General features: G+C 62.7%; 23 protein-coding genes and 4 tRNA genes. 19 read left to right on the forward strand and 8 right to left on the reverse strand.

Annotated elements, in window-relative coordinates; all coding sequences use genetic code 11:
* Positions 1 to 803 precede the first annotated feature (803 nt).
* Complete coding sequence (locus tag H0S73_RS10430; RefSeq protein ID WP_181052111.1) at positions 804 to 1,562, forward strand: outer membrane protein; 759 nt, start codon at positions 804 to 806, stop codon at positions 1,560 to 1,562.
* 241 nt (positions 1,563 to 1,803) lie between these two features.
* Here the strand turns inward: H0S73_RS10430 and H0S73_RS10435 are convergent, their stop codons facing one another.
* Genes H0S73_RS10435 through H0S73_RS10445 form a run of 3 tightly spaced genes read right to left on the reverse strand, consistent with a single transcriptional unit; the run spans position 1,804 to position 3,984 of the window.
* A complete protein-coding gene (locus H0S73_RS10435; protein WP_181052112.1) occupies positions 1,804 to 2,679 on the reverse strand; it encodes an HpcH/HpaI aldolase/citrate lyase family protein in 876 nt (291 codons plus the stop codon).
* Complete coding sequence (locus H0S73_RS10440; protein WP_181052113.1) at positions 2,679 to 3,158, reverse strand: MaoC family dehydratase; 480 nt, start codon at positions 3,156 to 3,158, stop codon at positions 2,679 to 2,681. Before H0S73_RS10440 ends, H0S73_RS10435 begins: the two co-directional genes overlap by 1 nt.
* A gap of 52 nt (positions 3,159 to 3,210) precedes the next feature.
* Positions 3,211 to 3,984, reverse strand: a complete 774-nt coding sequence (locus H0S73_RS10445; protein WP_181052114.1) for an NAD kinase — start codon at positions 3,982 to 3,984, stop codon at positions 3,211 to 3,213.
* A 49-nt stretch (positions 3,985 to 4,033) separates the two neighbouring features.
* Between H0S73_RS10445 and cutA the strand changes: the two genes are divergently transcribed.
* Positions 4,034 to 4,363 (forward strand): divalent-cation tolerance protein CutA, encoded by a 330-nt coding sequence (gene cutA, locus H0S73_RS10450; RefSeq protein ID WP_181052115.1) that lies wholly within the window; start codon positions 4,034 to 4,036, stop codon positions 4,361 to 4,363.
* On the opposite strand, the gene H0S73_RS10455 is transcribed toward cutA, so the two are convergent.
* Complete coding sequence (locus tag H0S73_RS10455; RefSeq protein ID WP_181052116.1) at positions 4,360 to 5,340, reverse strand: MBL fold metallo-hydrolase; 981 nt, start codon at positions 5,338 to 5,340, stop codon at positions 4,360 to 4,362. The genes cutA and H0S73_RS10455 overlap by 4 nt on opposite strands.
* A 77-nt stretch (positions 5,341 to 5,417) precedes the next feature.
* Positions 5,418 to 6,230, reverse strand: coding sequence for a TrmH family RNA methyltransferase (locus tag H0S73_RS10460; RefSeq protein ID WP_181052117.1), 813 nt, complete (start codon positions 6,228 to 6,230; stop codon positions 5,418 to 5,420).
* Positions 6,231 to 6,391: 161 nt separating this feature from the next.
* Between H0S73_RS10460 and H0S73_RS10465 the strand changes: the two genes are divergently transcribed.
* Both H0S73_RS10465 and H0S73_RS10470 read left to right on the forward strand, forming a co-directional pair.
* Positions 6,392 to 6,568, forward strand: coding sequence for a hypothetical protein (locus H0S73_RS10465; RefSeq protein WP_181052118.1), 177 nt, complete (start codon positions 6,392 to 6,394; stop codon positions 6,566 to 6,568).
* Positions 6,569 to 6,960: 392 nt separating this feature from the next.
* Positions 6,961 to 7,230, forward strand: coding sequence for a hypothetical protein (locus H0S73_RS10470; protein ID WP_181052119.1), 270 nt, complete (start codon positions 6,961 to 6,963; stop codon positions 7,228 to 7,230).
* 302 nt (positions 7,231 to 7,532) lie between these two features.
* Here H0S73_RS10470 and H0S73_RS10475 read toward each other — a convergent pair.
* Positions 7,533 to 7,607, reverse strand: a tRNA-Thr gene (locus H0S73_RS10475).
* Positions 7,608 to 7,782: 175 nt separating this feature from the next.
* On the opposite strand from H0S73_RS10475, the gene H0S73_RS10480 reads away from it, so the two are divergent.
* Positions 7,783 to 8,052, forward strand: a complete 270-nt coding sequence (locus H0S73_RS10480; protein WP_246388815.1) for a hypothetical protein — start codon at positions 7,783 to 7,785, stop codon at positions 8,050 to 8,052.
* Positions 8,053 to 8,132: 80 nt separating this feature from the next.
* Here H0S73_RS10480 and H0S73_RS10485 read toward each other — a convergent pair whose 3' ends face one another.
* Complete coding sequence (locus tag H0S73_RS10485; protein ID WP_181052121.1) at positions 8,133 to 9,851, reverse strand: MFS transporter; 1,719 nt, start codon at positions 9,849 to 9,851, stop codon at positions 8,133 to 8,135.
* 235 nt (positions 9,852 to 10,086) lie between these two features.
* Positions 10,087 to 10,911, reverse strand: a complete 825-nt coding sequence (locus H0S73_RS10490; protein ID WP_181052122.1) for a TrmH family RNA methyltransferase — start codon at positions 10,909 to 10,911, stop codon at positions 10,087 to 10,089.
* Positions 10,912 to 11,101: 190 nt separating this feature from the next.
* On the opposite strand from H0S73_RS10490, the gene H0S73_RS10495 reads away from it, so the two are divergent.
* The 14 genes from H0S73_RS10495 (at position 11,102) to rpoB (ending at position 22,985) form a co-directional block, all read left to right on the forward strand.
* A tRNA-Tyr gene (locus tag H0S73_RS10495) sits at positions 11,102 to 11,186 on the forward strand.
* A gap of 17 nt (positions 11,187 to 11,203) precedes the next feature.
* Positions 11,204 to 11,277, forward strand: a tRNA-Gly gene (locus H0S73_RS10500).
* A gap of 230 nt (positions 11,278 to 11,507) precedes the next feature.
* Positions 11,508 to 12,698, forward strand: coding sequence for an elongation factor Tu (tuf, locus tag H0S73_RS10505; RefSeq protein ID WP_181052123.1), 1,191 nt, complete (start codon positions 11,508 to 11,510; stop codon positions 12,696 to 12,698).
* A 43-nt stretch (positions 12,699 to 12,741) separates the two neighbouring features.
* Positions 12,742 to 12,818, forward strand: a tRNA-Trp gene (locus tag H0S73_RS10510).
* A 164-nt stretch (positions 12,819 to 12,982) separates the two neighbouring features.
* Complete coding sequence (gene secE, locus H0S73_RS10515) at positions 12,983 to 13,183, forward strand: preprotein translocase subunit SecE (RefSeq protein ID WP_181052124.1); 201 nt, start codon at positions 12,983 to 12,985, stop codon at positions 13,181 to 13,183.
* Positions 13,184 to 13,195: 12 nt separating this feature from the next.
* On the forward strand, positions 13,196 to 13,729 hold the full coding sequence (gene nusG, locus H0S73_RS10520; RefSeq protein WP_181052125.1) for a transcription termination/antitermination protein NusG: 534 nt from the start codon (positions 13,196 to 13,198) through the stop codon (positions 13,727 to 13,729).
* 170 nt (positions 13,730 to 13,899) lie between these two features.
* On the forward strand, positions 13,900 to 14,328 hold the full coding sequence (gene rplK, locus H0S73_RS10525; protein ID WP_009764285.1) for a 50S ribosomal protein L11: 429 nt from the start codon (positions 13,900 to 13,902) through the stop codon (positions 14,326 to 14,328).
* A 10-nt stretch (positions 14,329 to 14,338) separates the two neighbouring features.
* Positions 14,339 to 15,040: a 50S ribosomal protein L1 gene (gene rplA, locus H0S73_RS10530; protein ID WP_181052126.1), complete on the forward strand. Its 702-nt coding sequence runs from the start codon at positions 14,339 to 14,341 to the stop codon at positions 15,038 to 15,040.
* Between the two features lie 183 nt (positions 15,041 to 15,223).
* Positions 15,224 to 15,655 carry a YciI family protein gene (locus H0S73_RS10535; protein ID WP_181052127.1) on the forward strand — a complete coding sequence of 144 codons (432 nt, stop codon included), beginning with the start codon at positions 15,224 to 15,226 and terminating at the stop codon, positions 15,653 to 15,655.
* Between the two features lie 30 nt (positions 15,656 to 15,685).
* The gene (locus H0S73_RS10540) at positions 15,686 to 16,963 is read left to right on the forward strand and encodes a sigma-70 family RNA polymerase sigma factor (protein WP_181052128.1); all 1,278 of its coding nucleotides are present in this window, start codon (positions 15,686 to 15,688) and stop codon (positions 16,961 to 16,963) included.
* Positions 16,964 to 17,074: 111 nt separating this feature from the next.
* A complete protein-coding gene (locus H0S73_RS10545) occupies positions 17,075 to 17,215 on the forward strand; it encodes a hypothetical protein (protein WP_181052129.1) in 141 nt (46 codons plus the stop codon).
* Positions 17,216 to 17,658: 443 nt separating this feature from the next.
* Positions 17,659 to 18,177, forward strand: a complete 519-nt coding sequence (gene rplJ / locus H0S73_RS10550) for a 50S ribosomal protein L10 (protein WP_181052130.1) — start codon at positions 17,659 to 17,661, stop codon at positions 18,175 to 18,177.
* Positions 18,178 to 18,229: 52 nt separating this feature from the next.
* A complete protein-coding gene (gene rplL / locus H0S73_RS10555; protein ID WP_114947861.1) occupies positions 18,230 to 18,607 on the forward strand; it encodes a 50S ribosomal protein L7/L12 in 378 nt (125 codons plus the stop codon).
* Between the two features lie 247 nt (positions 18,608 to 18,854).
* A complete protein-coding gene (gene rpoB / locus H0S73_RS10560; protein ID WP_181052131.1) occupies positions 18,855 to 22,985 on the forward strand; it encodes a DNA-directed RNA polymerase subunit beta in 4,131 nt (1,376 codons plus the stop codon).
* The last annotated feature ends 56 nt before the right edge of the window (positions 22,986 to 23,041 follow it).

Consider the following 23,041-nt stretch of genomic DNA (forward strand, 5'->3'; position numbering starts at 1 on the left):
CGGATTGGGTCATGGGATGCGGGTCCCTTCATCCTTTTAACAGGTCCTATTTCAATAATGATATAATGTTAATTGTCGAGCCCATTTAGGCCGTTTTCTGCCCCTAGCGAGTGAAGGGCAGGTGACGAGAGGTCACTTTATGAAGCTGTGAACCCTGTAACGGGTGTTCCAAGCGCGGCTTGCGAATGAAATTTATCAAGCATATTACACCGAGCTTTTCAATAAAATATAGGAATATCAAATCATTAGTCTGTTTAAGATGCGCATGTCTTTTCTCAACTCGGTGTGATGGTAGTTTTGTTCCGATGAGGTGGGGTGACGATATATAGGGCGCATTAATGCATTATATATTTGCATAATTGCATAATGTTCCAGGTTTCTATTACCCGGTCTCCTTATTTTCAGGAGGAATTTATTTTCAAGTAGTCCTGTGGGGCTGCATGATCTAATATTAGATCTATTAGATCATGATAGTGGTCGAACATATACGATGTTGAAGGAAAGCCTCTCATCGAGGCGATTGCTGGATCAATGAAATTTGTAGATGCCAGTTCAGAACAATAATCCCCTCTCAAATTATTAGATTGTGCTTATTGGCAAGCCTCGACAGGGAGCGAATACCTGTTGCCCGTATATCGACGCGCTCGCCGACGGCTTATTTCGCGACTCGATGGGACCCTTACTGAACGGCCTGATCGGATTAAGTTTTAAGCTTAACGCATTCTTCATCGATCCGGAATATCATTTCAATACTGCCGAGATAACGTGGCAGTGCGTGTTCCGGTGAGTAGAGAAGTGCTTCGATGAAAACGATCAATATTGCGGCCCTGACGTGCCTTTTCGCGGTGACAAGTTCCGCCGCCGTGGCGGCTGATCTTTCGCGTGTATTCGTATCTTCGTCTTCTATGGGGCGTGACTACAGAGAAAGCTCTCGCGGTCTGTATCTACGAGGGACAGTGGGCTACGTCGACTACAAGCACCCCGAGGCGGACTTCGCCAATCAGCCTGCTATCAGCAATATCAGTCACGAGAGCCTGAACAACACTGCTGTCGTTGGGGCCGGCGTCGGGTACCGCTTCAATGCCAATGTCCGCGCGGACGTGACGCTGGATCATGCTTTCGACGCGCGCTTCAAAGGTGTCGTAGCTCCAGCCTCTCTCAATGCGGTATCCATAACGGATCAGGCCCAGTTCCAGTCCTCGACATTCATGGTGAACGGCTATCTCGATTTCAGGCCAGTTATGGGCTTCACCCCGTATGTTGGTGCGGGTGTCGGCATAGCGCACAACATTTTCTCTCGTCAGGTGCTGGCGACCTATGATCCGGCAACAGGGATAGAAACCGCCGTACGCATCGCAGGAGGCGACGATTTCAGTCTCGCCTGGGCGCTGATGGCTGGCGTCGGTTATCAGCTATCGTCGAATTTCTCACTCGATCTTGGATACCGCTACGCCAGTCTGGGCGCCGTGAAAACACGCTCTTATGACACAGGGATCGGAGTTGATATGGAATCGATCGGTGCCCACGAGATGCGATTGGGCGTTCGGTACAGCTTCAATTGAGAGAAGCCTGTATTAGCAATTTCAACGGAGACTTAGAGCATTTTTCGGTGAAGTGGATCCGGTTCACCGCCGAAAAGTGCGGTCAAACAAGAGAGGTGATTCCACGTCAGTGGAAACAGCTCTAGTCTTCTTTCGTTATCCAAGCCTCACGAAGTCACGCGATAGCTCCAGGTCTTCTTGGCATAGCGACTGCAGGCGGAACTTCGCGGAAGGGGTTTCGCAGCCTGAAGGAATTGATGATTTACGCAACCCGGCCCGCGCGCCTCAGAAGGCGCTCGGCACGCAGGAGGTGCGGCCGGTCTAGCATTTCGCCGTTGACCCCCACGACGCCCGCTCCCGGATGGGCCTTGAAGGCCTCTATCACGGACTGCGCTCGCTCGATGGCTTCGGCGGATGGTGTAAAAGCCTCGTTGATCACCGGCACCTGAGCCGGATGGATCGCCATCTTGGCGACGAAGCCATCCCGCCGGGCCGTCAGGCATTCGGCTTCAAGGCCGTCCATGTCGCGGAAATTGGTGAACACGGAATCGATCGCGTCGATGCCTGCCGCCGCAGCCCCGAAAAGGGTGAGCGAGCGGGCGAGTCGGTATGGGTCCGTATAGACGCCGTCATGCGTGCGATTGGCCTCGGCGCCGAGATCGGCCGACAGGTCCTCGCCGCCCCAGGTCAGGCCCATGAGCCGGTGACTCGCGCCTGCGAAGGTGCCGAGCGCAAACACGCCGGCGGCATTCTCCGTGGCGATGGCGAGGATGCGCGTGCCCCCGTCATCCAGGCCGAATTCCGCTTCGCGCACCGCCAGCTTCGCACCGAGATGCGCGACGTCCGGGCCTCCGACCGTCTTGGGTAGAACGATCCCATCGGGCGCGGACTTCATGACGTCGTCGAGATCCTCGTCGATGAGGCCCGTGGTCAGTCCGTTGACGCGCACGAAGAGGCGGGGACGTCGTGCTTCCTGCCGCTGCTCGGCAAGAAAGGCGGCCGTGATGCGCCGGGCCTCCTCCTTGGCATCGAGTGCAACCGAGTCCTCCAGGTCGATGAGGAGCACGTCGGCTCCCGAACCCAAGCCCTTCTCGAGCTTCCTTAGGCTGTCACCCGGCACGAAAAGCAATGAGCGCATCACGCATTCCTCTTGCGCATGAAAGCCTGCCGGCGGCATTCGGCCACGAGCGTCCCGTCCTGCTTGTAGGCACGGTGAATGAAGTCGACGATGCCTGCATCGGCGCGCGATTTCGACTCGCGCTTGGCGACGATCTCCGTCGTCGCATTGATGGTATCGCCTTCGAACAGGGGCGCGGGGAACTTCACGTCCGTCATGCCGAGATTGGCGATGGTCGTGCCCACCGTTGTGTCGTTGACGGAGATCCCGATCAGGAGGCCGAGCGTGAACAGGGAGTTCATGAGCGGCTTACCCCATTCCGTCTCGGTGGCGCAGAAATGCGCGTCGATGTGGAGCGGCTGCGGGTTCAGGGTCATGTTGGAGAACAGCATGTTGTCCATCTGCGTCACCGTTCTCGTGAGACGGTGCCTGATGGTCGTTCCGACGACGAAGTCCTCGAAATAAAGGCCACCCCTCGGGTGTCTGCTCTCATCGCTCATGACGTAACCTCATCGTTTCGAGCGGCATGTTGGTTACCATGCCTTTGCGGCATCAATAGCCGAATTGCTCCCGCAGGATCCGTTCGTCCAGGCTGTGGCCGGGATCGTGGAGCATCACCAGGTCGACGCTGCGGTCCATGGATACATGCACATGGGAAACATTGCGGAATTCCGTGTGGTCGGCCACCGCACTGACGGGGCGGTTCTCGGCTTCCAGAACTTCGATCTGAATCTTGGCGTAGTCCGGCAGGAGCGCACCGCGCCAGCGCCGAGGGCGAAAGGCAGAGATCGGCGTCAGGGCCAAGAGGGGCGCATTGAGCGGCAGGATTGTTCCGCCGACCGAGAGATTATAGGCCGTCGAACCGGCCGGAGTCGCAACCAGGATGCCGTCGGCGATCAGTTCGGCGATGCGGACGTGGGAATCGACGCTGATGCGAAGCTTGCCGGCCTGATAGGTCTGCCGGAACATGGCGACCTCGTTGATGGCCCGCGCCGTGTGAGCGACCCCATGCACGTCCCAGGCTACCATCAGCAGGGGGTGAACAACGCTGCGCTCTGCCTCTTCGAGCCGCTCGAACAGGTCTTCTTCCCGATAATCGTTCATCAGGAAGCCGACTGTGCCTTTGTTCATGCCGTAGATGGGCTTGGAGGTGCCCATGAACCTATGGAGGCTCTGCAGCATCAGCCCGTCGCCGCCGAGGGCCACGATAACATCGGCCTCCTCGGGAACGACGTTGGTATACAGGGCCTGCAGGGTCTTCAGCGCGCTTTGAGCGTCGGGCGCCTCGCTGGCGACGAATGCGATATTGTTGAAACGGCGGGCCATGCCCAGTTACCCTCGTGGCGTCCCATCGGATGCGGAGGACAGGCATAGCATGGATCGCCCACTTCTCGTCTATACGACCTTTCCCGATGTGGACATCGCCCTGTCGACAGGCGAAGGACTCGTCCGGGATCAACTGATCGCCTGCATCAATGTTCTGCCGGGGATGCGATCCGTCTATGCATGGAAGGGCGGCATCGAACGGGGGCAGGAGGCGGTCGCCATCCTGAAGACCGTCAGGGGCCTTCAGGATCAGGTCCATCGCGCGCTCAAGGAGCGACATCCATACGAGACGCCGGTCATCCTCTTCATCGAGCCGACCGGCGCGGATGCCGCCACCTTGGAGTGGCTGATCGGGGAAACGTCCGTGGATCGCCGTTAAACGGCAGGGCTCCACTGCACAGGCACGAAGCGGAAGCCGTTGCCTTCCTTCGCGATGTGGCCCGTGGCCGGGAAAGGTGCGTGATAGAACGCGACCTGCGCCCGCTCGGAAGCGGCCCTGTCGAGCATCTTGCGGCGGGTGGCGCGCGCTTGGTCCGCATCCATGTCGAAAATGGCTGACCAGTCCGGGTTGCGGACGAAGAGCGCGGGGTGGTTCGCCGTGTCCGACAGGATCAGCAGCCGGCCCGAGCCTGAGGAGAGCATGTAGGCCGTATGGCCCGGGGTGTGACCGGGAGCGGCGATGCTCGTCAGTCCAGGCACGACCTCCTTGTCCGTCTCGTATTGCTTCACGTCCCTGGCAATGGGGCCGAAGACGCGCCGGGCGCCCTGGAAGCCGCCCCTTGCGCCTTCCGGAGCCTGGTTCATGCGGGCATCATCCATCCAGAAGGCCCATTCGGCTGCCGGCACCATGACCTCGGCGTTCGGGAACACTGCCGTGCCGTCTTTCAGGCGCAGCCCGTTGATGTGATCGCCATGGAAGTGGCTGATGACGACAGTGTTCACCTGGGCGGGATCGAACCCGGCCGCGCGGAAGTTCGCCATCCAGCGGCCTGTGGTCGGGGCCCCTGAATCCCCGTTGCCCGTATCGATCAAGGTCAGGCGGCCGCCATTGTTCAGGACAAGGGTCGTGAACGTGTTCTGGATCGTGTCCTGCGGCAGGAATGCCTCGCGGGCCGCCTGCTGAACGGCCGGGAGGTCCGCGTTGCGGATGAAACCTTCGAGAGGGCGCGGCGCGACACCGTCATTGATGGCCGTCACCTCGATGTCACCGACCTTGTAGCGATAGAAGCCGGGGGCCTGACGGGGCCCGGCCCCCGGGGTCGAGGCGGGGGAGGTGGACTGAGCCAGGGCTGGTCCTGAGAAGGGAGCGGCCGCGAGGGCGGTGCCGGCGAGAATGGTACGGCGTGTGAGTGTCATGAGAGCATCATCTCCAGGCGTGGGAACGGAAGCCTAGAACGGCCAGGCTTGGAGACAAGGGACAGGATTTTCACAAGTCAGAGAGCAGGACGGGCCGCGGCGCTTGCCAGGTGGTGCAGGGCAATCCCGCTGGTTGTCGCCACGTTCAGCGAATCGAACCCGCCGCTCATGGGGATGGAGACGGTGCGGGTTTGGGCGAGAAGCGCCGGTGGGAGGCCGGGGCCTTCCGCCCCGAGGAGCAGGGCCGTCCGCCGCGAAGGCCGGACCTGCGAGAGGATCTCTTTGCCCGATGGGGACAGGGCCATCACGTCGAAGGAGGCCGCCTGAAGGGCCTTCACCATGGCATCGGCGGACGCTGCTCGCGTGTAGGGCACCACCAGCGCTCCCCCGACCGAAACGCGGATAGCCTTGCGATAAAGCGGATCGCAGGTCTCCCGGTCGAGCAGAACCGCTTCGGCTCCGAAAGCTGCCGCATTGCGGAAAATGCCTCCGACATTGTCATGGTTCGCCAGGCTGACCAGTCCGACGACCAGCGCATTTTCGGGCATCCGCGCGAGCAATTCCTCGACCGGCGGCAGGGGAGCCCTGTGAGCGACGGCCAGGATGCCCCTGTGGATCGGAAAACCCACGATGGCATCCATCACGGTTCTGTTCGCAGTATAGACCGGGATTTCAGGCGAAAGCCCGTCCAGGATATCTCTCAGAGATTCGAGCCGGCTTTCCGCCAGCAGAAGCGATTCGATCCTGAAGCGGAACTGCTTCGAGAGAACCCTGAGGACGACTTCTCCTTCCGCAACGAAACGGTGCTCCCGCCCGGCGAGGTCACGCTCTCGAACGGCCCGATAGGCTTCGATCCGCGGGTCGTCAGGGTCTGAAACAGGAATCGGCATGGGTCTCTATGGGGCTGGCTCGGCCTATGGTCTGGCGACTGTCTAATCCGCGCGGACGCATTTGCCTATGCGCAACCGAGCTGGGAACAACGACTCAGCATTCCTGTTAGCCCGTGAGACGCTGGGACTGTCGCATACAGTCCTCCGCAGGGAGACGATATATGGATTGGGATATCGCGGACGGCTGGGTCTGGGGCCTGGTGATCATCGGCGGACCTTTGCTGATCGGCATCTTCATGGCCGTGTTCGGGAGCCGGCGCCGCAGGCTGAATCGTGTCGAACAGGAAGTATCCGACCGGGCGGCTCACGAGAACTGGGGCAAGGAGCGGATTCGGTGACACCTCGCCGCCCTTGCATCGGCTCGCGATCGGCGGGATCCAGACCGCCCGTCCATAGGATCCCTGGCGCTCGGGCTTAGCCAGAATGCCGATCCATGGGCTACGAACCGGCGAGTTCTCTCGATAGCCGGTTCGCCATGACGGCGGCGACGACTGCAGAGGCTACGGCCGCCGAGCCCATCACGTTCAGCAACAGCACATCCATCTGCGCCTCCGTCACGACATGGAGCGCGTAGCCTAAGCCGCATTCATGTAGGCGCTGCCTGGGCAGGTGGGCTACCCCGGCGGGCAAGCCGGGAGGCGCCGACTGGGTAGAGTGTTGGCGCAGGAGCCACCGCGCCAGCTGAGGTCCGCGGCTTGGCTCTCGGCGACTGACGCGCTATGCCGGGCCTATGCTCAAGCTTGAAGAAGGTTTACCCGGCCAATCCCTCAGGACGAATGGCTCTTCAATCGAACTTCCGGACGAGCTGGGAAGGCTCACGAAGGACATCAACGACCTCAAACGGCGGATCTCCGATCAGATCACACTCATTCAGGAGCTGACTTGGGAGGCTGAGGCTGCAGATGCCGCCAAGGCGGCACTGCAAGAGATGCGGGAGACGCTGGGAGATTGGTATGCCCACAGGAATCTGCTCATGAAACTTCAGGCCGCAGAGATTTAGTCCATACACGCCGGGAATAAGCCGGGGCCATCCATCGTTTACCGAGAAAGTTGTGATGGGGGCGCGTAATGGATGCCGACGACACGAGATCACTTTGGCTGGCCTTGATGGTTGCCCTCGGACTGAGCTTCCTGGCCCTGCTTGTCGCCGTCTATCTGAGCTTCGCCCTCTACTGAGGCGTTCCGCCCATTTCAGAACTGCGACGGTCGAGCCCGCCGACAACGCCGCATAGGCATCCGTCGGGGAGGGCGTATTCACGTTTCATATTATGTTAGAAGAGTTTCGCCACTCGACAGGGGGAGTGGTGCCGGTGGAGAGGATCGAACTCCCGACCTTCGGTTTACAAAACCGCTGCACTACCGCTGTGCTACACCGGCTGACGTCACGGTGCTCAGGTAGCAGTCCGTGGCGTAGGACGCAAGTTCCACACAAACGTAAATATTTAGTGTTCCAGCACACCGAAACCATGAACCGATTCTGGGATTGTCAGGAAAACATGGTCATGGAGTTGGTGTTATGAAGGTCTCAGAGGCTTCTTCTGGGAATAGGATCTTGCCGTCTGCAGCCGTCAGGGCTCTCGCCGTGCTGGCGGTTGCTCTTGGTTTCGGCATCGCTGCGGATCAGGCGCAGGCCACTCACGCGGGTCACGGCGTGGCGGCCAAGCCTGAGAAGCAGGTAACGGCGATGGCCGCAAAGGATGTGGAGACAACGTCGTCCATCGAGACGAATTCCCCGAGCGACAACGCCTGCAGCATTTCCCGCAAGCGCCTTTTCGTGGAGGGCGAAGGTTGGATCGTCCGTCGCGTGACCACCTGCTACTGAAGGGTTCTCCTTCCAGAAAGCCGAAATGAAAAGCCCCGCCGTGAGGCGGGGCTTTCCCTTTTGGTCCGGTCTGTCGAAGGTCAGCGCTTCGCGCCGACGCCTTCGAAGGTCATGATGTCCCGGTCCTTGGTTTCCGGCACGAAGAGCAGGCCGACCACGAAGGTCACCAGGGCAATCACGATCGGGTACCAGAGGCCGTAGTAGATGTCGCCCGTGGCTGCCACCATGGCGAAGGCGGTCGGGGGCAGAAGGCCGCCGAACCAGCCGTTGGCGATGTGGTAAGGCAGGGACATCGCGGTGTAGCGGATGCGGGTGGGGAAGAATTCCACCAGGGCCGCCGCGATGGGGCCGTACACCATCGTGACGTAGATCACGAAGAGCGTCAGGATTCCGATCGCCTTGAGAGCCTGAGCGTTGCCCAGAGCCCCGAAGAAGCCGCTGACCTTCACGATGCTCGGATCGCCCGCCTTCGGGTAACCTGCCCCAACGGCAGCTTCGGTGAAGGCCGTGATGTTGGCCGGAACCGCGGCCGCGAGAGGAGCTTCCGTGCCGTTGAACGTCACCTTGACGGGCGTTCCTGCGGCAGCCGGCACAAGCTCGTACTTGATGGCCGCGCGGGCGAGGGCCACGCGTGCCACGTCGCAGGGAGCCGTGAAGGTGCGGATGCCCACCGGATCGAACACCGAGCCGCATGCGGCGGGGTCGGCTACGACCTGCACCTTGGCGGTCTCGAGCGCCTGAGCCAGCCGCGGGCTGGCTACGTTCGTGAGAGCGCCGAAGAGCGGGAAGTAGGTGATCGCCGCGATCAGGCAGCCGCCGAGAATCACCGGCTTACGGCCGATCTTGTCCGACAGCGCGCCGAAGAACACGAAGCCGCCGGTGCCGAGGATCAGAGACCAGGCGATCAGCACGTTCGAGGTCAGCAGGTCGACCTTCAGGATGCTCTGGATGAAGAACAGGGCGTAGAACTGCCCCGTGTACCACACCACGGCCTGGCCGATGGCGAGGCCGATCAGGGCGATGAGCACCATCTTGAGGTTGCTCCACTGGCCGAACGCCTCCTTCAGGGGAGCCTTCGACTGCGTGCCCTCTTCCTTCATCTTCTTGAAGGCCGGCGATTCCTGCATCTGGAGGCGAATCCAGACTGAAATGGCCAGGAGGACCACGGAGAGCAGGAACGGGATGCGCCAGCCTGCGATCGGCCAGCCTTCACCGGTCTGGAAACCCTGTTCGCCCATCCAGGTGCGGAGCACGAGGATGACGACCAGGGAGAGGAGCAGACCGACCGTCGCCGTGATCTGGATGAAGCTCGTGTAGAAGCCGCGACGGCCCACCGGAGCGTGCTCGGCCACGTAGACCGCCGCGCCGCCATACTCGCCGCCGAGCGCCAGGCCCTGGAGCATGCGCAGGGCGATCAGCACCACGGGGGCGACCCAGCCGATCTGGTTGTAGCTGGGAAGCAGGCCGACCAGGAAGGTCGAGCAGCCCATGATCAGGATGGTAACCAGGAAGGTATATTTCCGGCCGACCAGGTCGCCGATCCGGCCGAACACGATGGCGCCGAACGGGCGCACAAGGAAGCCGGCCGCGAAGGCCAGAAGAGCGAAGACGTTACGGGTCGTCACGTCGAAGGCGGAGAAGAACTGCGCGCCGATGATCGTGGCGAGAGAGCCATAAAGGTAGAAATCGTACCATTCGAAGACGGTACCGAGGGAGGAGGCCAGAATGACCTTCTTTTCCTCCCGCGTCATCGGCCGCGTCGCGGCGGCCGCATGAGGCGTAGTAGCTGCTGTTGCCATAGGGTTCCCTTCCATTCATTCCCGGTTTTCCGGGTTCTGAGCCGCAAGCCATGCGGTGCAGGCCTGGGCCGCGGCATCGTGGCTGCGCTCGGCAACCAAGAATCCAACGAATGGAAGGCTACCTCCGGGCCACCTTTCCACAATTCACAATTGGTATTTGCGACTTCCGTCTAAGAGCCTGTTGAAGAAGAACGATTTCTTAGTCTCGACAGATATTTGGCGACTGGCTCGGCCTTCACTTGAGGGTGTTTTTGGAAGCCCCTTTGACCACAGCGTAAAGGCTGATCGCGGCGGCATTGGACACATTCAGGCTCTTGATGGCTCCGGGCATGTCCAGCCGGCCGATGACGTCGCAGCACTCGCGCGTCCTCTGCCGCAATCCCTTGCCCTCCGAGCCGAGCACCAGGACGACGGGAAGCCTGATCTCGACCTCGTCGAGATCAGCGTCGCCGGAGGAATCGAGTCCGATTCGCTGAAAACCCCGTTCTCCGAGGGCGTTGAGCGTGTCGCCGAGGTTGCGCACGATCATGAAGGGGACATGCTCGAGGCCTCCCGAGGCCGATTTGGCGAGAACGCCGGTCGCGGCGGGGCTGTGCCGGGCCGTGGTGATGATGGCCTCGACATCGAAGGCGGCGGCCGTGCGGACGATGGCGCCCACGTTGTGGGGATCGGTAATCTGGTCGAGGGCGAGCACGACGCGGCTGCCGCTCAAGGTGTCCACCGACGGGGAGGGCAGGGGATCGGCCTCGGCATAGAGGCCCTGATGCACCGCGTCGGGTTCCAGGAGGCGGTTGATCTCGTCCGGGCGGACGATCTCAGGTTCGATGGGCAGGGGAGATCCTAGCTCCTCGCTGAGGCGGCGGGCGGAGTTTTCCGTTGCCAGGAGGCGGCGAATCGTCCGTCGGCCGTTGCGCAGCGCCTCGACGACGGGGTGCCAGCCATAGAGGATCGTCGTGTCGATCTCGAAATTCGGACGTCTGGCGTGGGCATCGCGACGACCGGGTTTCCCGTGGGGGCGTTGGAATCTCGGCTTGCGGGACTGGAGGGGACGGTCGCTCATGCTGTCTGAATCTCGTTTGGTGAAGGTAGCGCCATAGCACAGGGAGTGCCCGTTCACGACCCGTCAGATTCGATGCGCTTTGAGGTTGACACCGGCCATGCAGGTCACCATAAGAGCGCCACGGAGCGCTTGGCCACGTCGGGCGCTTCGCAGAACAGCCTCGGCGTTTTGCGTTCGGGTTGGGTCTAAAGGGGGAATGTCCCGAGCGGCAAAGGGGGCGGACTGTAAATCCGCTGGCTATGCCTTCGTAGGTTCGAGTCCTACTTCCCCCACCACCCAATCAGAAGGGCACGCGGGTGTAGCTCAATGGTAGAGCAGCAGCCTTCCAAGCTGAATACGAGGGTTCGATTCCCTTCACCCGCTCCACCTTCCGCGATCCCAACCGCTCAGCTTGTAATTTGGGTCCCCAGGGCCTTTATACAGGCCGAACCTGCCCGGCGGAGAGGTGTCTGGTGATCCGGCTCCCGCGGGTTCGAGGGGCGGGTTATCCGGCATTACGTTCTGCAATATCGAAATTCGCTCTTGCGCAAAGAGCATAACCGCAATATCGGACGCCCCTGGGTTTTTTGTTCCTGGCCTATGCAAGGTAGAGATCAATGGCGAAGGAAAAGTTTGAGCGGACTAAGCCGCACTGCAACATTGGGACGATTGGTCACGTGGACCATGGCAAGACGTCTCTGACGGCGGCGATCACGAAGGTTCTGGCGGAGTCGGGCGGCGCGACGTTCACGGCATACGACCAGATCGACAAGGCGCCGGAAGAGAAGGCGCGCGGCATCACGATCTCGACGGCGCACGTGGAGTACGAGACCACGAACCGGCACTATGCCCACGTGGACTGCCCCGGCCACGCCGACTACGTGAAGAACATGATCACGGGCGCGGCGCAGATGGACGGCGCGATCCTGGTGGTGTCGTCGGCCGACGGCCCGATGCCGCAGACGCGCGAGCACATCCTGCTGGCCCGCCAGGTGGGCGTGCCGGCCCTGGTGGTGTTCATGAACAAGGTCGACATGGTCGACGATCCGGAGCTTCTGGATCTGGTCGAGCTGGAGGTGCGCGAGCTTCTGTCGAAGTACGACTTCCCCGGCGACGACATTCCGATCGTGAAGGGCTCGGCCCTGTGCGCCCTGGAAGACCGCCAGCCTGAGATCGGCCGCGACCGGGTGCTCGAGCTGATGGCCGAGGTCGACCGCTACATCCCGCAGCCGGAGCGTCCGGTGGACCAGCCGTTCCTGATGCCGATCGAGGACGTGTTCTCGATCTCGGGCCGCGGCACGGTGGTGACGGGCCGCGTCGAGCGCGGCATCATCAAGGTCGGCGAGGAAGTGGAGATCGTGGGTCTGCGCGACACGCAGAAGACGACGGTCACCGGGGTCGAGATGTTCCGCAAGCTGCTCGACCAGGGCCAGGCGGGCGACAACGTGGGCGTTCTCTTGCGCGGCACGAAGCGCGAGGACGTGGAGCGCGGCCAGGTGCTGTGCAAGCCCGGCTCGATCAAGCCGCACACGAAGTTCAAGGCCGAGGCCTACATCCTGACGAAGGAAGAGGGTGGGCGTCACACGCCGTTCTTCGGCAACTACCGTCCGCAGTTCTACTTCCGCACGACGGACGTGACCGGCGTGGTGAAGCTGCCCGAGGGCACCGAGATGGTGATGCCGGGCGACAACATCACGATGGAAGTCGAGCTGATCGCGCCGATCGCCATGGAAGAGAAGCTGCGCTTCGCTATCCGTGAAGGCGGCCGCACCGTCGGTGCCGGCGTCGTCGCTTCCGTGATGGATTAATACCGATCCAGGTGGCGGGTTTCCGCCACCTGTTGACCGCCGGAGGAGTGTAGCTCAATCGGCTAGAGCACCGGTCTCCAAAACCGGGGGTTGGGGGTTCGAGTCCCTCCACTCCTGCCAGCGGTCGACAAAGCGGGCGTTATGCGTTAGAGAAGCGCCCCGTAGATGGTTTGAACAGGTGGCGCGAGGCTCGGAAAGCGGCCTCGCGCCCCTTCAATTTGGGCTCAAGCGTGCCCTTAGAGGACGTTCGCAGCCGCTCTCGCGGTGATGTGGACGCAAGCGACATGGCGAAGACGAACCCGTTCGATTTCATACAGCAGGTCCGCTCGGAAGCTGCGAAGGTCACCTGGCCGACGCGCAAGGAGACGATGATCACGACCGCGATGGTTTTCGTGATGGTAGTGGTCGCCAGCATCTTCTTCCTGGTCGTCGATCAGGCCCTCGGCTGGGGTGTTCGCTCGGTGATCCTCGGGCTTGGCGGTTAAGGGGTGGATGCAATGACGAAGCGTTGGTACATCGTCCACGCCTATTCGAATTTCGAGAACAAGGTCGCGCAGTCGATCAAGGATCAGGCGGCGCAGCGCGGCCTGGAAGACAAGTTCGACGAGGTCATGGTCCCGACCGAGAAGGTCGTCGAGGTGCGCCGTGGCCGTAAGGTCGATACCGAGCGCAAGTTCTTCCCGGGCTACGTCCTGGTGAAATGCGATCTGACCGACGAGGTTTACCACCTCATCAAGAATACGCCGAAGGTGACGGGCTTCCTGGGAGCCGACAAGTCCAAGCCGGTTCCGATCCCGGATCGGGAAGCCGAGCGGATCAAGGGCCAGGTAGCGGAGGGGGTCGATCACCCCAAGCCTTCCGTCAGCTTCGAGATCGGCGAGCAGGTTCGCGTCTCCGACGGACCGTTCGCCTCGTTCAACGGCGTGGTCGAGGAAGTCGACGACGCCCGCGCCCGCCTCAAGGTGGCGGTGTCCATCTTCGGCCGCGCAACGCCGGTCGAGCTCGAATACGGTCAGGTCGAAAAGATCTGACCGGAGGGAAGTGGTGCCTTTCCGGTGGCGCTTTCCAAGTCCCTTGAGAGGGGCTTTCATCCGCGGGAGGTCTGCCCGGTCGCCAGCCGGGACGCACAGGCTGCACCGCGATCTGCAACTGCCATTCCGCTCGGTTGGCGCCGGGCGGTTGGTCCATTGGGAGCAGTCCTATGGCAAAGAAAATCTCGGGCTACGTTAAGCTTCAAGTGCCCGCAGGCGCAGCCAACCCGTCGCCGCCGATCGGTCCGGCGCTCGGTCAGCGCGGCCTGAACATCATGGAATTCTGCAAGGCCTTCAACGCGAAGACCTCGCAGATGGAGAAGGGCACCCCGATCCCGGTGATCATCACCGCCTATCAGGATCGTTCCTTCACCTTCGAGATGAAGCAGCCCCCGGTCTCGTACTGGCTCAAGAAGGCCGCGAAGATCGACAAGGGTTCGCAGACCCCCGGCAAGGGCGGCACCGTCGGTCGCGTCACCCGCGACCAGATCCGCGAGATCGCCGAGAAGAAAATGGTCGATCTCAACTGCGACACCGTTGAATCCGCCATGGCCATGATCGAGGGCTCCGCGCGCTCGATGGGCATGGAAGTGGCGTAAGGAGGGCATGATGGCTGTTAAGGAAGGTAAGCGCATCCGCGCGGCCCGCGAGGGCATCGAGGTCACCAAGCTCTACCCGATCCAGGACGCGGTGAAACTGATCAAGGAACGCGCCAAGGCGAAGTTCGACGAGACGATCGAGATCTCCATGAACCTCGGCGTCGATCCCCGTCACGCCGACCAGATGGTCCGCGGCGTCTGCAACCTGCCGAACGGCTCCGGCCGTACGGTTCGCGTTGCCGTCTTCGCCCGCGGCGCCAAGGCCGACGAGGCCAAGGCCGCCGGTGCCGACATCGTGGGCGCCGAGGAGCTGTTCGAGGCCGTCAACGGCGGCACGATCGACTTCGACCGCTGCATCGCCACCCCGGACATGATGCCGCTCGTCGGCCGTCTCGGTAAGGTTCTCGGCCCGCGCGGCCTGATGCCGAACCCGAAGGTCGGAACGGTCACCATGGACGTGAAGGGTGCCGTCGAGGCCGCCAAGGGCGGCGCCGTCGAGTTCCGCGTCGAGAAGGCCGGTATCGTCCATGCCGGTATCGGCAAGGCCTCCTTCGACGAGGGCAAGCTGGTGGAGAACATCAAGGCGTTCGCCGATGCGGTCTCCAAGGCGAAGCCCTCGGGCGCCAAGGGCACCTACATCCAGCGCGTCGCGATCTCCTCGACGATGGGCCCGGGCGTGAAGGTCGATCCCTCCTCGGTGATCGGCGCCTAAGCGGCTCATTGCCAAGCAATCGGAATAGCCCGGCCCTAGCGCCGGGCTTTTTCTTTTGGCCAATGCCATTTTCATTACTTCTGGTGCAAAAAAACTCCGACGGCCTGTCGATCCGGCCGATACCCGTTCGTCGTAGGAACAGGAGAGCCCATATGGCCTCCCGAAGCACAAGGAGATGAGACGATGCGCGTGATGGTACTGGTGAAGGCGACAGAAGACAGCGAAGCGGGCCTCAAGCCCTCGGCCGAGCTCACCGAGATGTTCGAGGCCATGGGCCGCTACAATGAAGAGCTGGTCAATGCCGGGATCCTCCTGGCCGGCGACGGGCTCAAGCCTTCGTCCCAGGGCAAGAGGGTGGCCTTCGACGGCCCGGGCCGCACCGTCATCGACGGCCCCTTCGCCGAGACCCGGGAACTGGTTGCCGGGTTCTGGCTCTGGGAGGTCAAGGATATGGCCGAGGCGGTCGAATGGGTGAAACGCTGCCCTAATCCCATGCCCGGCCCGAGCGAGATCGAGATCCGCCCGATCTACGAGCTGGCCGATTTCGGCGATATCGTCACGCCGGAACTCGCCGAGCGCGAGAACCGGCTCCGCGCCAAAGTGTCGGGTCAATAAGGCGCTCGGCGCGCATTTCCCGGCAGGACCGTGACGACCGACCTTCACCGTACCATCGAGACGATCTTCAGGATCGAGCGGGCCAGGCTTATCGCCGGGCTGGCCCGGATGGTGCGCGACGTGGGGCTTGCCGAGGAGCTGGCTCAGGATGCGTTCGTCACGGCCCTGTCCGAATGGCCGAGGATCGGGATCCCGGTCAATCCCGGCGCCTGGCTGAATGCCGCCGCCAGGCGCCGGGCCATCGACCTCCTGAGACGCAACAGGATGCTCGCACGCAAGCACGCCGAGATCGGCCGGGATCTCATGGAGGAGGACGAGGCCGGATACGAGGCCATGGAGGCCGCTATGGACGACGATGTCGGGGATGAGCTGCTGGGCCTGATCTTCATCGCCTGCCACTCGATCCTCTCGCCCGAGGCGAGGGTGGCCCTGACCCTGCGCCTGATCGGCGGGCTGACGACCGAGGAGATCGCCAGGGCCTATCTCGCCAGCGAGGCGACCATCGCCCAGCGCATCGTGCGGGCGAAGAGGGCCCTCGGCAAGGCCGGCCTGTCCTTCGAACTGCCGCGGGGCAGGGAGCGGCAGGAGCGTCTCTCCTCCGTGCTCGCGGTCATCTACCTGATCTTCAACGAGGGCTATTCGGCCACATCCGGCGCGGATCTCACCCGCCCGATCCTGTGCGCCGAGGCCCAGCGGCTGGCGCGCATTCTGGTCGGACTTGCCCCCGACGAGCCGGAGGTTCTCGGCCTCCTGGCCCTGGTGGAGATCCAGGCCTCGCGCCTGGCGGCCCGCATCGGCCCGGACGGCATGCCGATCCCCCTGACCGAGCAGAACAGGGCCCGCTGGGATCGGCTCTTGATCCGCCGGGGCCTCGCCGCCCTGGATCGCGCACAGGCCTTGGGTGGCGCGCTCGGGCCCTATGCCCTGCAGGCTGCGCTTGCCGCCTGCCATGCCCGTGCGAACCGGGCGGAAGACACGGATTGGGCGAGGATCGCCGGCCTGTATGACGAGCTCCGTCGCGTCATGCCGTCGCCCGTGGTCGGCCTCAACCGGGCGGTGGCGTACAGCATGGCATTCGGGCCCGAAGCCGGACTGAAGCTTCTGGACGAGATCGATCCGTCGGCCCTGGCCCATTATGCCCCTCTGCCGGCGGCGAGGGGCGACTTCCTGTTCCGGGCCGGCCGTCTTCCCGAGGCCGCGATCCAGTTCGAGCGCGCGGCTTCCCTGAGCCGCAACGAGCGGGAGAAGGTCTATCTCCTCGGCAGGGCAGGGCTCTGCTCGCAGACGACAGGCCGCAGTGCCCCTTAGGGAAGCGCCTCTCGGGGAAGTGACCCTTGGGAATGAGCGGCGCTTTTAGGGCTTGAATATTGCGCTTGCTGCCATCACATTGTTGCAGGTGAGAGCAGGGATATGCATGCCATGATCGAGTTTATCGGCGCCGTCGGGCTGATTTTGACCGGATATCTGGCGCTGCGCGGCTTCACCGGGCCGGCGCTGCCGGCGCCTCAGGCCATTCCCGTCCGGGTGAAGTCCAGGCGCTCCACCCAGGCAAGGTCATAAAAACCTTAAACATATCCTACCCTGCCCCTTGGCAAGAGGGCGAAAAGGGATTATAGGGATTCTTTGAGTTTCCAACATATGCCGAGGCTCCGCTTCTGCGCGTGCCTTAGGCTGCTAATCCGTCCCGGAGACGGGGCGGTGACAAGCCGGCGAGCTAAAGGGTAACCTTTGGCGCGTTCCGGCTATGTCCTGTCCGAGACTGCAGGTGCCGGCTTGCCGGTTTAATTCGTAAGGGCCTGCATAGACGGGGAAGCCGAGTTTTTCACACCTGCATCAACGCAGGTGAAGAGGATCGGTTCGAACCATCTCACCCGGTGCGCCGCCAGGCGTCATTTGGGGGACAGGGCTTGCGAGAGCGTCGTTCAGGGATGCCTCGGATGCAAGTCCGGGCCTTGAACGGCAAATGCAACCGGCGGATATTTCCGCCAACCGGAGAGAGCCCAGTGGAAAGAGCAGCAAAGCGCGAGCTCGTCTCGACTCTCAACGACGTGTTTAACACCACGAGCGTTGTCGTCGTCGCCCACTATGCTGGTCTCACGGTCGCCGACATGCAGAAGCTGCGTTCGCAGATGAAGCAGGCCGGCGCCACCGTGAAGGTCGCAAAAAACAGCCTCGCCAAAATCGCTCTCGAAGGCAAGGACGTCGCGTCCATCTCGGGCCTTATGAAAGGCCCGACCCTGATCGCTTATTCGAGCGATCCGGTCGCGGCGCCCAAGGTCGCTGTCGATTTCGCCAAGGGTAACGACAAGCTCGTGATCCTCGGCGGCGCAATGGGCGCGACCGCCCTGAACGTGGACGGAGTGAAGGCGCTTGCCACTCTGCCGTCCCTCGATGAACTGCGCGGCAAGCTGGTCGGCCTCATCCAGGCCCCGGCTACGAAGATCGCTCAGCTCAGCACTGCGCCGGCGGCGAAGCTCGCCCGCGTGTTCGGGGCCTATGCCAAGACAGGCGAAGCGGCGTGAGGCCGTAACCTCAACCATCAAACCGTTCGAACTGAACTTAAGGAACTAAGAAATGGCTGATCTTGCCAAGCTCGTTGACGATCTTTCGTCGCTGACCGTTCTCGAGGCCGCCGAGCTCTCGAAGATGCTCGAAGAGAAGTGGGGCGTTTCCGCTGCTGCGGCTGTTGCCGTCGCTGCTGCTCCCGGCGCTGGCGCTGGCGCCGCTCCTGCTGAAGAGCAGACCGAGTTCACGGTCGTCCTGGCTTCGGCCGGCGACAAGAAGATCGAGGTCATCAAGGAAGTCCGTGGCATCACGGGCCTGGGCCTGAAGGAAGCTAAGGACCTCGTCGAAGGCGCGCCGAAGCCCGTTAAGGAAGGCGCTTCCAAGGACGAAGCCGAGAAGATCAAGGCGACCCTCGAGAAGGTCGGCGCCAAGGTCGAGCTCAAGTAATTTTGCGGCCCTCCAGGGTCGCAGGGTTACCCCCGAGAAATCGGGGCTCAAAACACACGGTCCCAGGCGTTTTTGCCTGGGGCCGTTGTGTCGTCAAAGAGGCCGGGCTTCTTGACGGCACGTCGACGGGTCTGAAAAACGACCTGAATTCTTGCGGTTAGCGGGCGGATTGAGCCGCCGGGCGGCTAATCGAGGAGCCTGACCTTTCGGGGTTCTCGATTAGCCGTGTATGAGGAACGAGGTCCAGATGGCCAACACACTGATCGGCCGGAAGCGCATTCGCAAGTTCTTCGGGAAAATCAAGGAAGTGGCGGAGATGCCGAACCTGATCGAGGTTCAGAAGGCATCCTACGACCAGTTCCTGATGGTCGAAGAGCCAAAGGGTGGCCGGCCGGAAGAGGGCTTGCAAGCCGTCTTCAAATCGGTTTTCCCGATTTCGGACTTTTCGAATACTGCCCTGCTCGAATTCGTGAAGTATACGTTCGAGCCCCCGAAATACGACGTGGACGAGTGCCGCCAGCGGGGCATGACCTTCGCCGCGCCGCTCAAGGTCACGCTGCGCCTCATCGTGTTCGATGTGGACCCGGATACCGGCGCCCGCTCCGTCAAGGACATCAAGGAGCAGGACGTCTACATGGGCGACATGCCGCTCATGACGGACAACGGCACCTTCATCGTGAATGGCACCGAGCGCGTCATCGTCTCCCAGATGCACCGTTCGCCCGGCGTGTTCTTCGACCACGACAAGGGCAAGACGCACTCCTCGGGCAAGCTGCTATTCGCTGCCCGCATCATCCCCTATCGCGGTTCCTGGCTCGACATCGAATTCGACGCCAAGGACATCGTGTACGCCCGTATCGACCGCAAGCGTAAGATCCCGGCCACGTCGCTGCTCTACGCCCTCGGCCTCGATGGCGAGGAGATCCTCAACACTTTCTACAACCACATCACCTATACCCGTGATGGGGATGCCTGGTCCGTGCCGTTCGACGCGGAGCGCATGAAGGGCTTCAAGGCCTCCGTGGACCTGATCGACGCCAAGTCCGGCGAGATCGTGCTCGAGGCAGGCAAGAAGCTGACGGCGCGCGCCGCACGCCAGCTCGCCGAGAAGGGCCTCAAGAACCTGCGCGCGACGGATGAGGACCTCTACGGCCAGTACATCGGCGAGGACCTCGTGAACCCCAAGACCGGCGAGATCTACGCCGAGGCGGGCGACGAGATCACCGAGAAGCTGCTGAAGGGTCTGGAAGAGGCCGGATTCACCGAGATCCCGGTGCTCGACATCGACCATGTCACGGTCGGCCCGTACATCCGCAACACGCTTGCCATCGACAAGGCTTCCTCCCGCGAGGATGCCCTGTTCGACATCTACCGCGTCATGCGTCCAGGCGAGCCGCCGATCCTCGATACGGCGGAAGCCATGTTCAACTCGCTGTTCTTCGATCCCGAGCGGTACGACCTCTCGGCGGTCGGCCGCGTGAAGATGAACATGCGCCTCGACCTCGACGCCGAGGACACCGTGCGCACCCTTCGCCGCGAGGACATCCTCGCGGTCACGAAGGCGCTCGTGGACCTGCGCGACGGCAAGGGCGAGATCGACGACATCGACCACCTCGGCAACCGCCGCGTGCGTTCGGTCGGCGAGCTCATGGAGAACCAGTACCGCCTCGGACTGCTGCGCATGGAGCGCGCGATCAAGGAGCGCATGTCGTCGGTCGATATCGACACCGTCATGCCGCAGGACCTGATCAACGCGAAGCCTGCCGCCGCCGCCGTGCGCGAGTTCTTCGGTTCCTCGCAGCTGTCGCAGTTCATGGACCAGACGAACCCGCTCTCGGAAGTCACGCACAAGCGTCGCCTCTCGGCCCTCGGCCCGGGCGGTCTGACCCGCGAGCGCGCCGGCTTCGAGGTGCGCGACGTGCACCCGACCCATTACGGCCGCATCTGCCCGATCGAGACGCCGGAAGGCCCGAACATCGGTCTGATCAACTCGCTGGCCACCTTCGCGCGCGTCAACAAGTACGGCTTCATCGAGACGCCGTTCCGCCGCGTGCGCGACAGCCGCGTGACCGACGAGGTGATCTACCTCTCGGCCATGGAAGAGGCGAAGTACAACATCGCCCAGGCGAACTCGCCGCTGGATGCCAACGGCACCCTGACGGAAGAACTCGTGATCTGCCGTCGCGCCGGTGAAAACATCGTCGCGGCTCCCGATCGCGTGGACCTGATGGAAGTGTCGCCGAAGCAGCTCGTGTCGGTCGCGGCCGCGCTGATCCCGTTCCTCGAGAACGACGACGCGAACCGCGCCCTCATGGGCTCGAACATGCAGCGTCAGGCCGTTCCCCTGGTCCAGGCGGACGCTCCGTTCGTCGGCACCGGCATGGAAGCGGTCGTGGCCCGTGACTCGGGCGCCGCGATCGCGGCCCGCCGCACCGGCATCGTCGACCAGGTGGACGCGACCCGTATCGTTATCCGCGCGACGGAGAACACGGATCCGACCCGTCCGGGCGTCGACATCTACCGCCTGCAGAAGTTCCAGCGCTCCAACCAGTCGACCTGCATCACGCAGAAGCCGCTGGTGCGCGCCGGCGACCTCGTGCGCAAGGGCGACATCATCGCCGACGGTCCCTCGACCGAGTACGGCGAGCTGGCGCTCGGCCGGAACGTGCTCGTCGCGTTCATGCCGTGGAACGGCTACAACTTCGAAGACTCGATCCTGCTCTCCGAGCGGATCGTGAAGGAAGACGTCTTCACCTCGATCCACATCGAGGAATTCGAAGTGATGGCCCGCGACACGAAGCTCGGCCCTGAGGAAATCACGCGCGACATTCCGAACGTGTCGGAAGAGGCGCTGAAGAACCTGGACGAAGCCGGCATCGTGTATATCGGCGCCGAGGTCCATGCGGGCGACATCCTCGTCGGCAAGATCACGCCGAAGGGCGAAAGCCCGATGACGCCGGAAGAGAAGCTTCTGCGCGCCATCTTCGGCGAGAAGGCCTCCGACGTCCGCGACACCTCGCTGCGCGTGCCCCCGGGCGTGACCGGCACCATCGTGGAAGTCCGCGTCTTCAACCGTCACGGCGTCGACAAGGACGAGCGCGCCCAGGCCATCGAGCGCGAGGAAATCGAGCGTCTCGCGAAGGACCGCGACGACGAGCAGGCGATCCTCGACCGCAACACCTATGCGCGTCTGGCCGAGATCCTCTCGGGCAGGACCGGCGTTGCGGGCCCGAAGGGCTACAAGAAGGACGCCCCGATCACCCGCGAGCTCCTCGGCGAGTTCCCGCGGTCGCAATGGTGGCAGTTCGCGGTCGAAGACGATGCTCTGATGACCGAGATCGAGGCCATGCAGAAGCAGTACGACGAATCGAAGAAGCGCCTCGAGCAGCGCTTCCTCGACAAGGTCGAGAAGCTGCAGCGCGGCGACGAGCTGCCTCCGGGCGTCATGAAGATGGTCAAGGTCTTCGTGGCCGTGAAGCGCAAGATCCAGCCGGGCGACAAGATGGCCGGCCGTCACGGCAACAAGGGTGTCGTGTCGCGGATCGTGCCCATCGAGGACATGCCGTTCCTCGAGGACGGCACCCACGCGGATATCGTGCTCAACCCGCTGGGCGTGCCGAGCCGCATGAACGTGGGCCAGATCCTCGAGACGCACCTGGGCTGGGCCGCCGCCGGACTCGGCAAGCAGGTCGCGCAGGCCGTCGACGCCTACATGAAGTCGGGCAAGACCACGGCGCTCCGCGAGCAGCTCGTGTCGATCTACGGCAACCTGCCGGAAATCGAGCAGGCTGACGACGAGGAGCTGGTGGAGCTCGGCCGGAAGCTGCGTCGCGGCGTCCCGTTCGCCACGCCCGTCTTCGACGGCGCGAAGGAATCGGACATCGAGGCCATGCTGCAGAAGGCCGGTCTCGACCCGTCGGGTCAGGTGACGCTCTACGACGGCAAGACCGGCGAGGCGTTCGACCGCAAGGTGACGGTGGGCTACATCTACATGCTGAAGCTCCACCACCTCGTGGACGACAAGATCCACGCCCGCTCCATCGGCCCCTACAGCCTCGTCACCCAGCAGCCGCTGGGCGGAAAGGCCCAGTTCGGCGGCCAGCGCTTCGGCGAAATGGAGGTCTGGGCCCTGGAGGCTTACGGTGCCGCCTACACGCTGCAGGAAATGCTCACGGTCAAGTCGGACGACGTGGCCGGCCGTACGAAGGTCTACGAGGCCATCGTGCGCGGCGACGACACCTTCGAGTCGGGCATTCCGGAGAGCTTCAACGTTCTCGTGAAGGAAATGCGCTCGCTCGGCCTCAACGTGGAGCTCACCAACTCCAAGAAGGCCGCCAACGAGGCGGAGCAGCTGCCTCCGTCCGAGGCGGCCGAGTAGGCGCCAAGGCGCTGATGGATTTGACGTTCGGCCGCGGCTTTCGTGCCGCGGCCTCA

The organism is Microvirga mediterraneensis, assembly GCF_013520865.1.
GTDB lineage: Bacteria > Pseudomonadota > Alphaproteobacteria > Rhizobiales > Beijerinckiaceae > Microvirga > Microvirga mediterraneensis.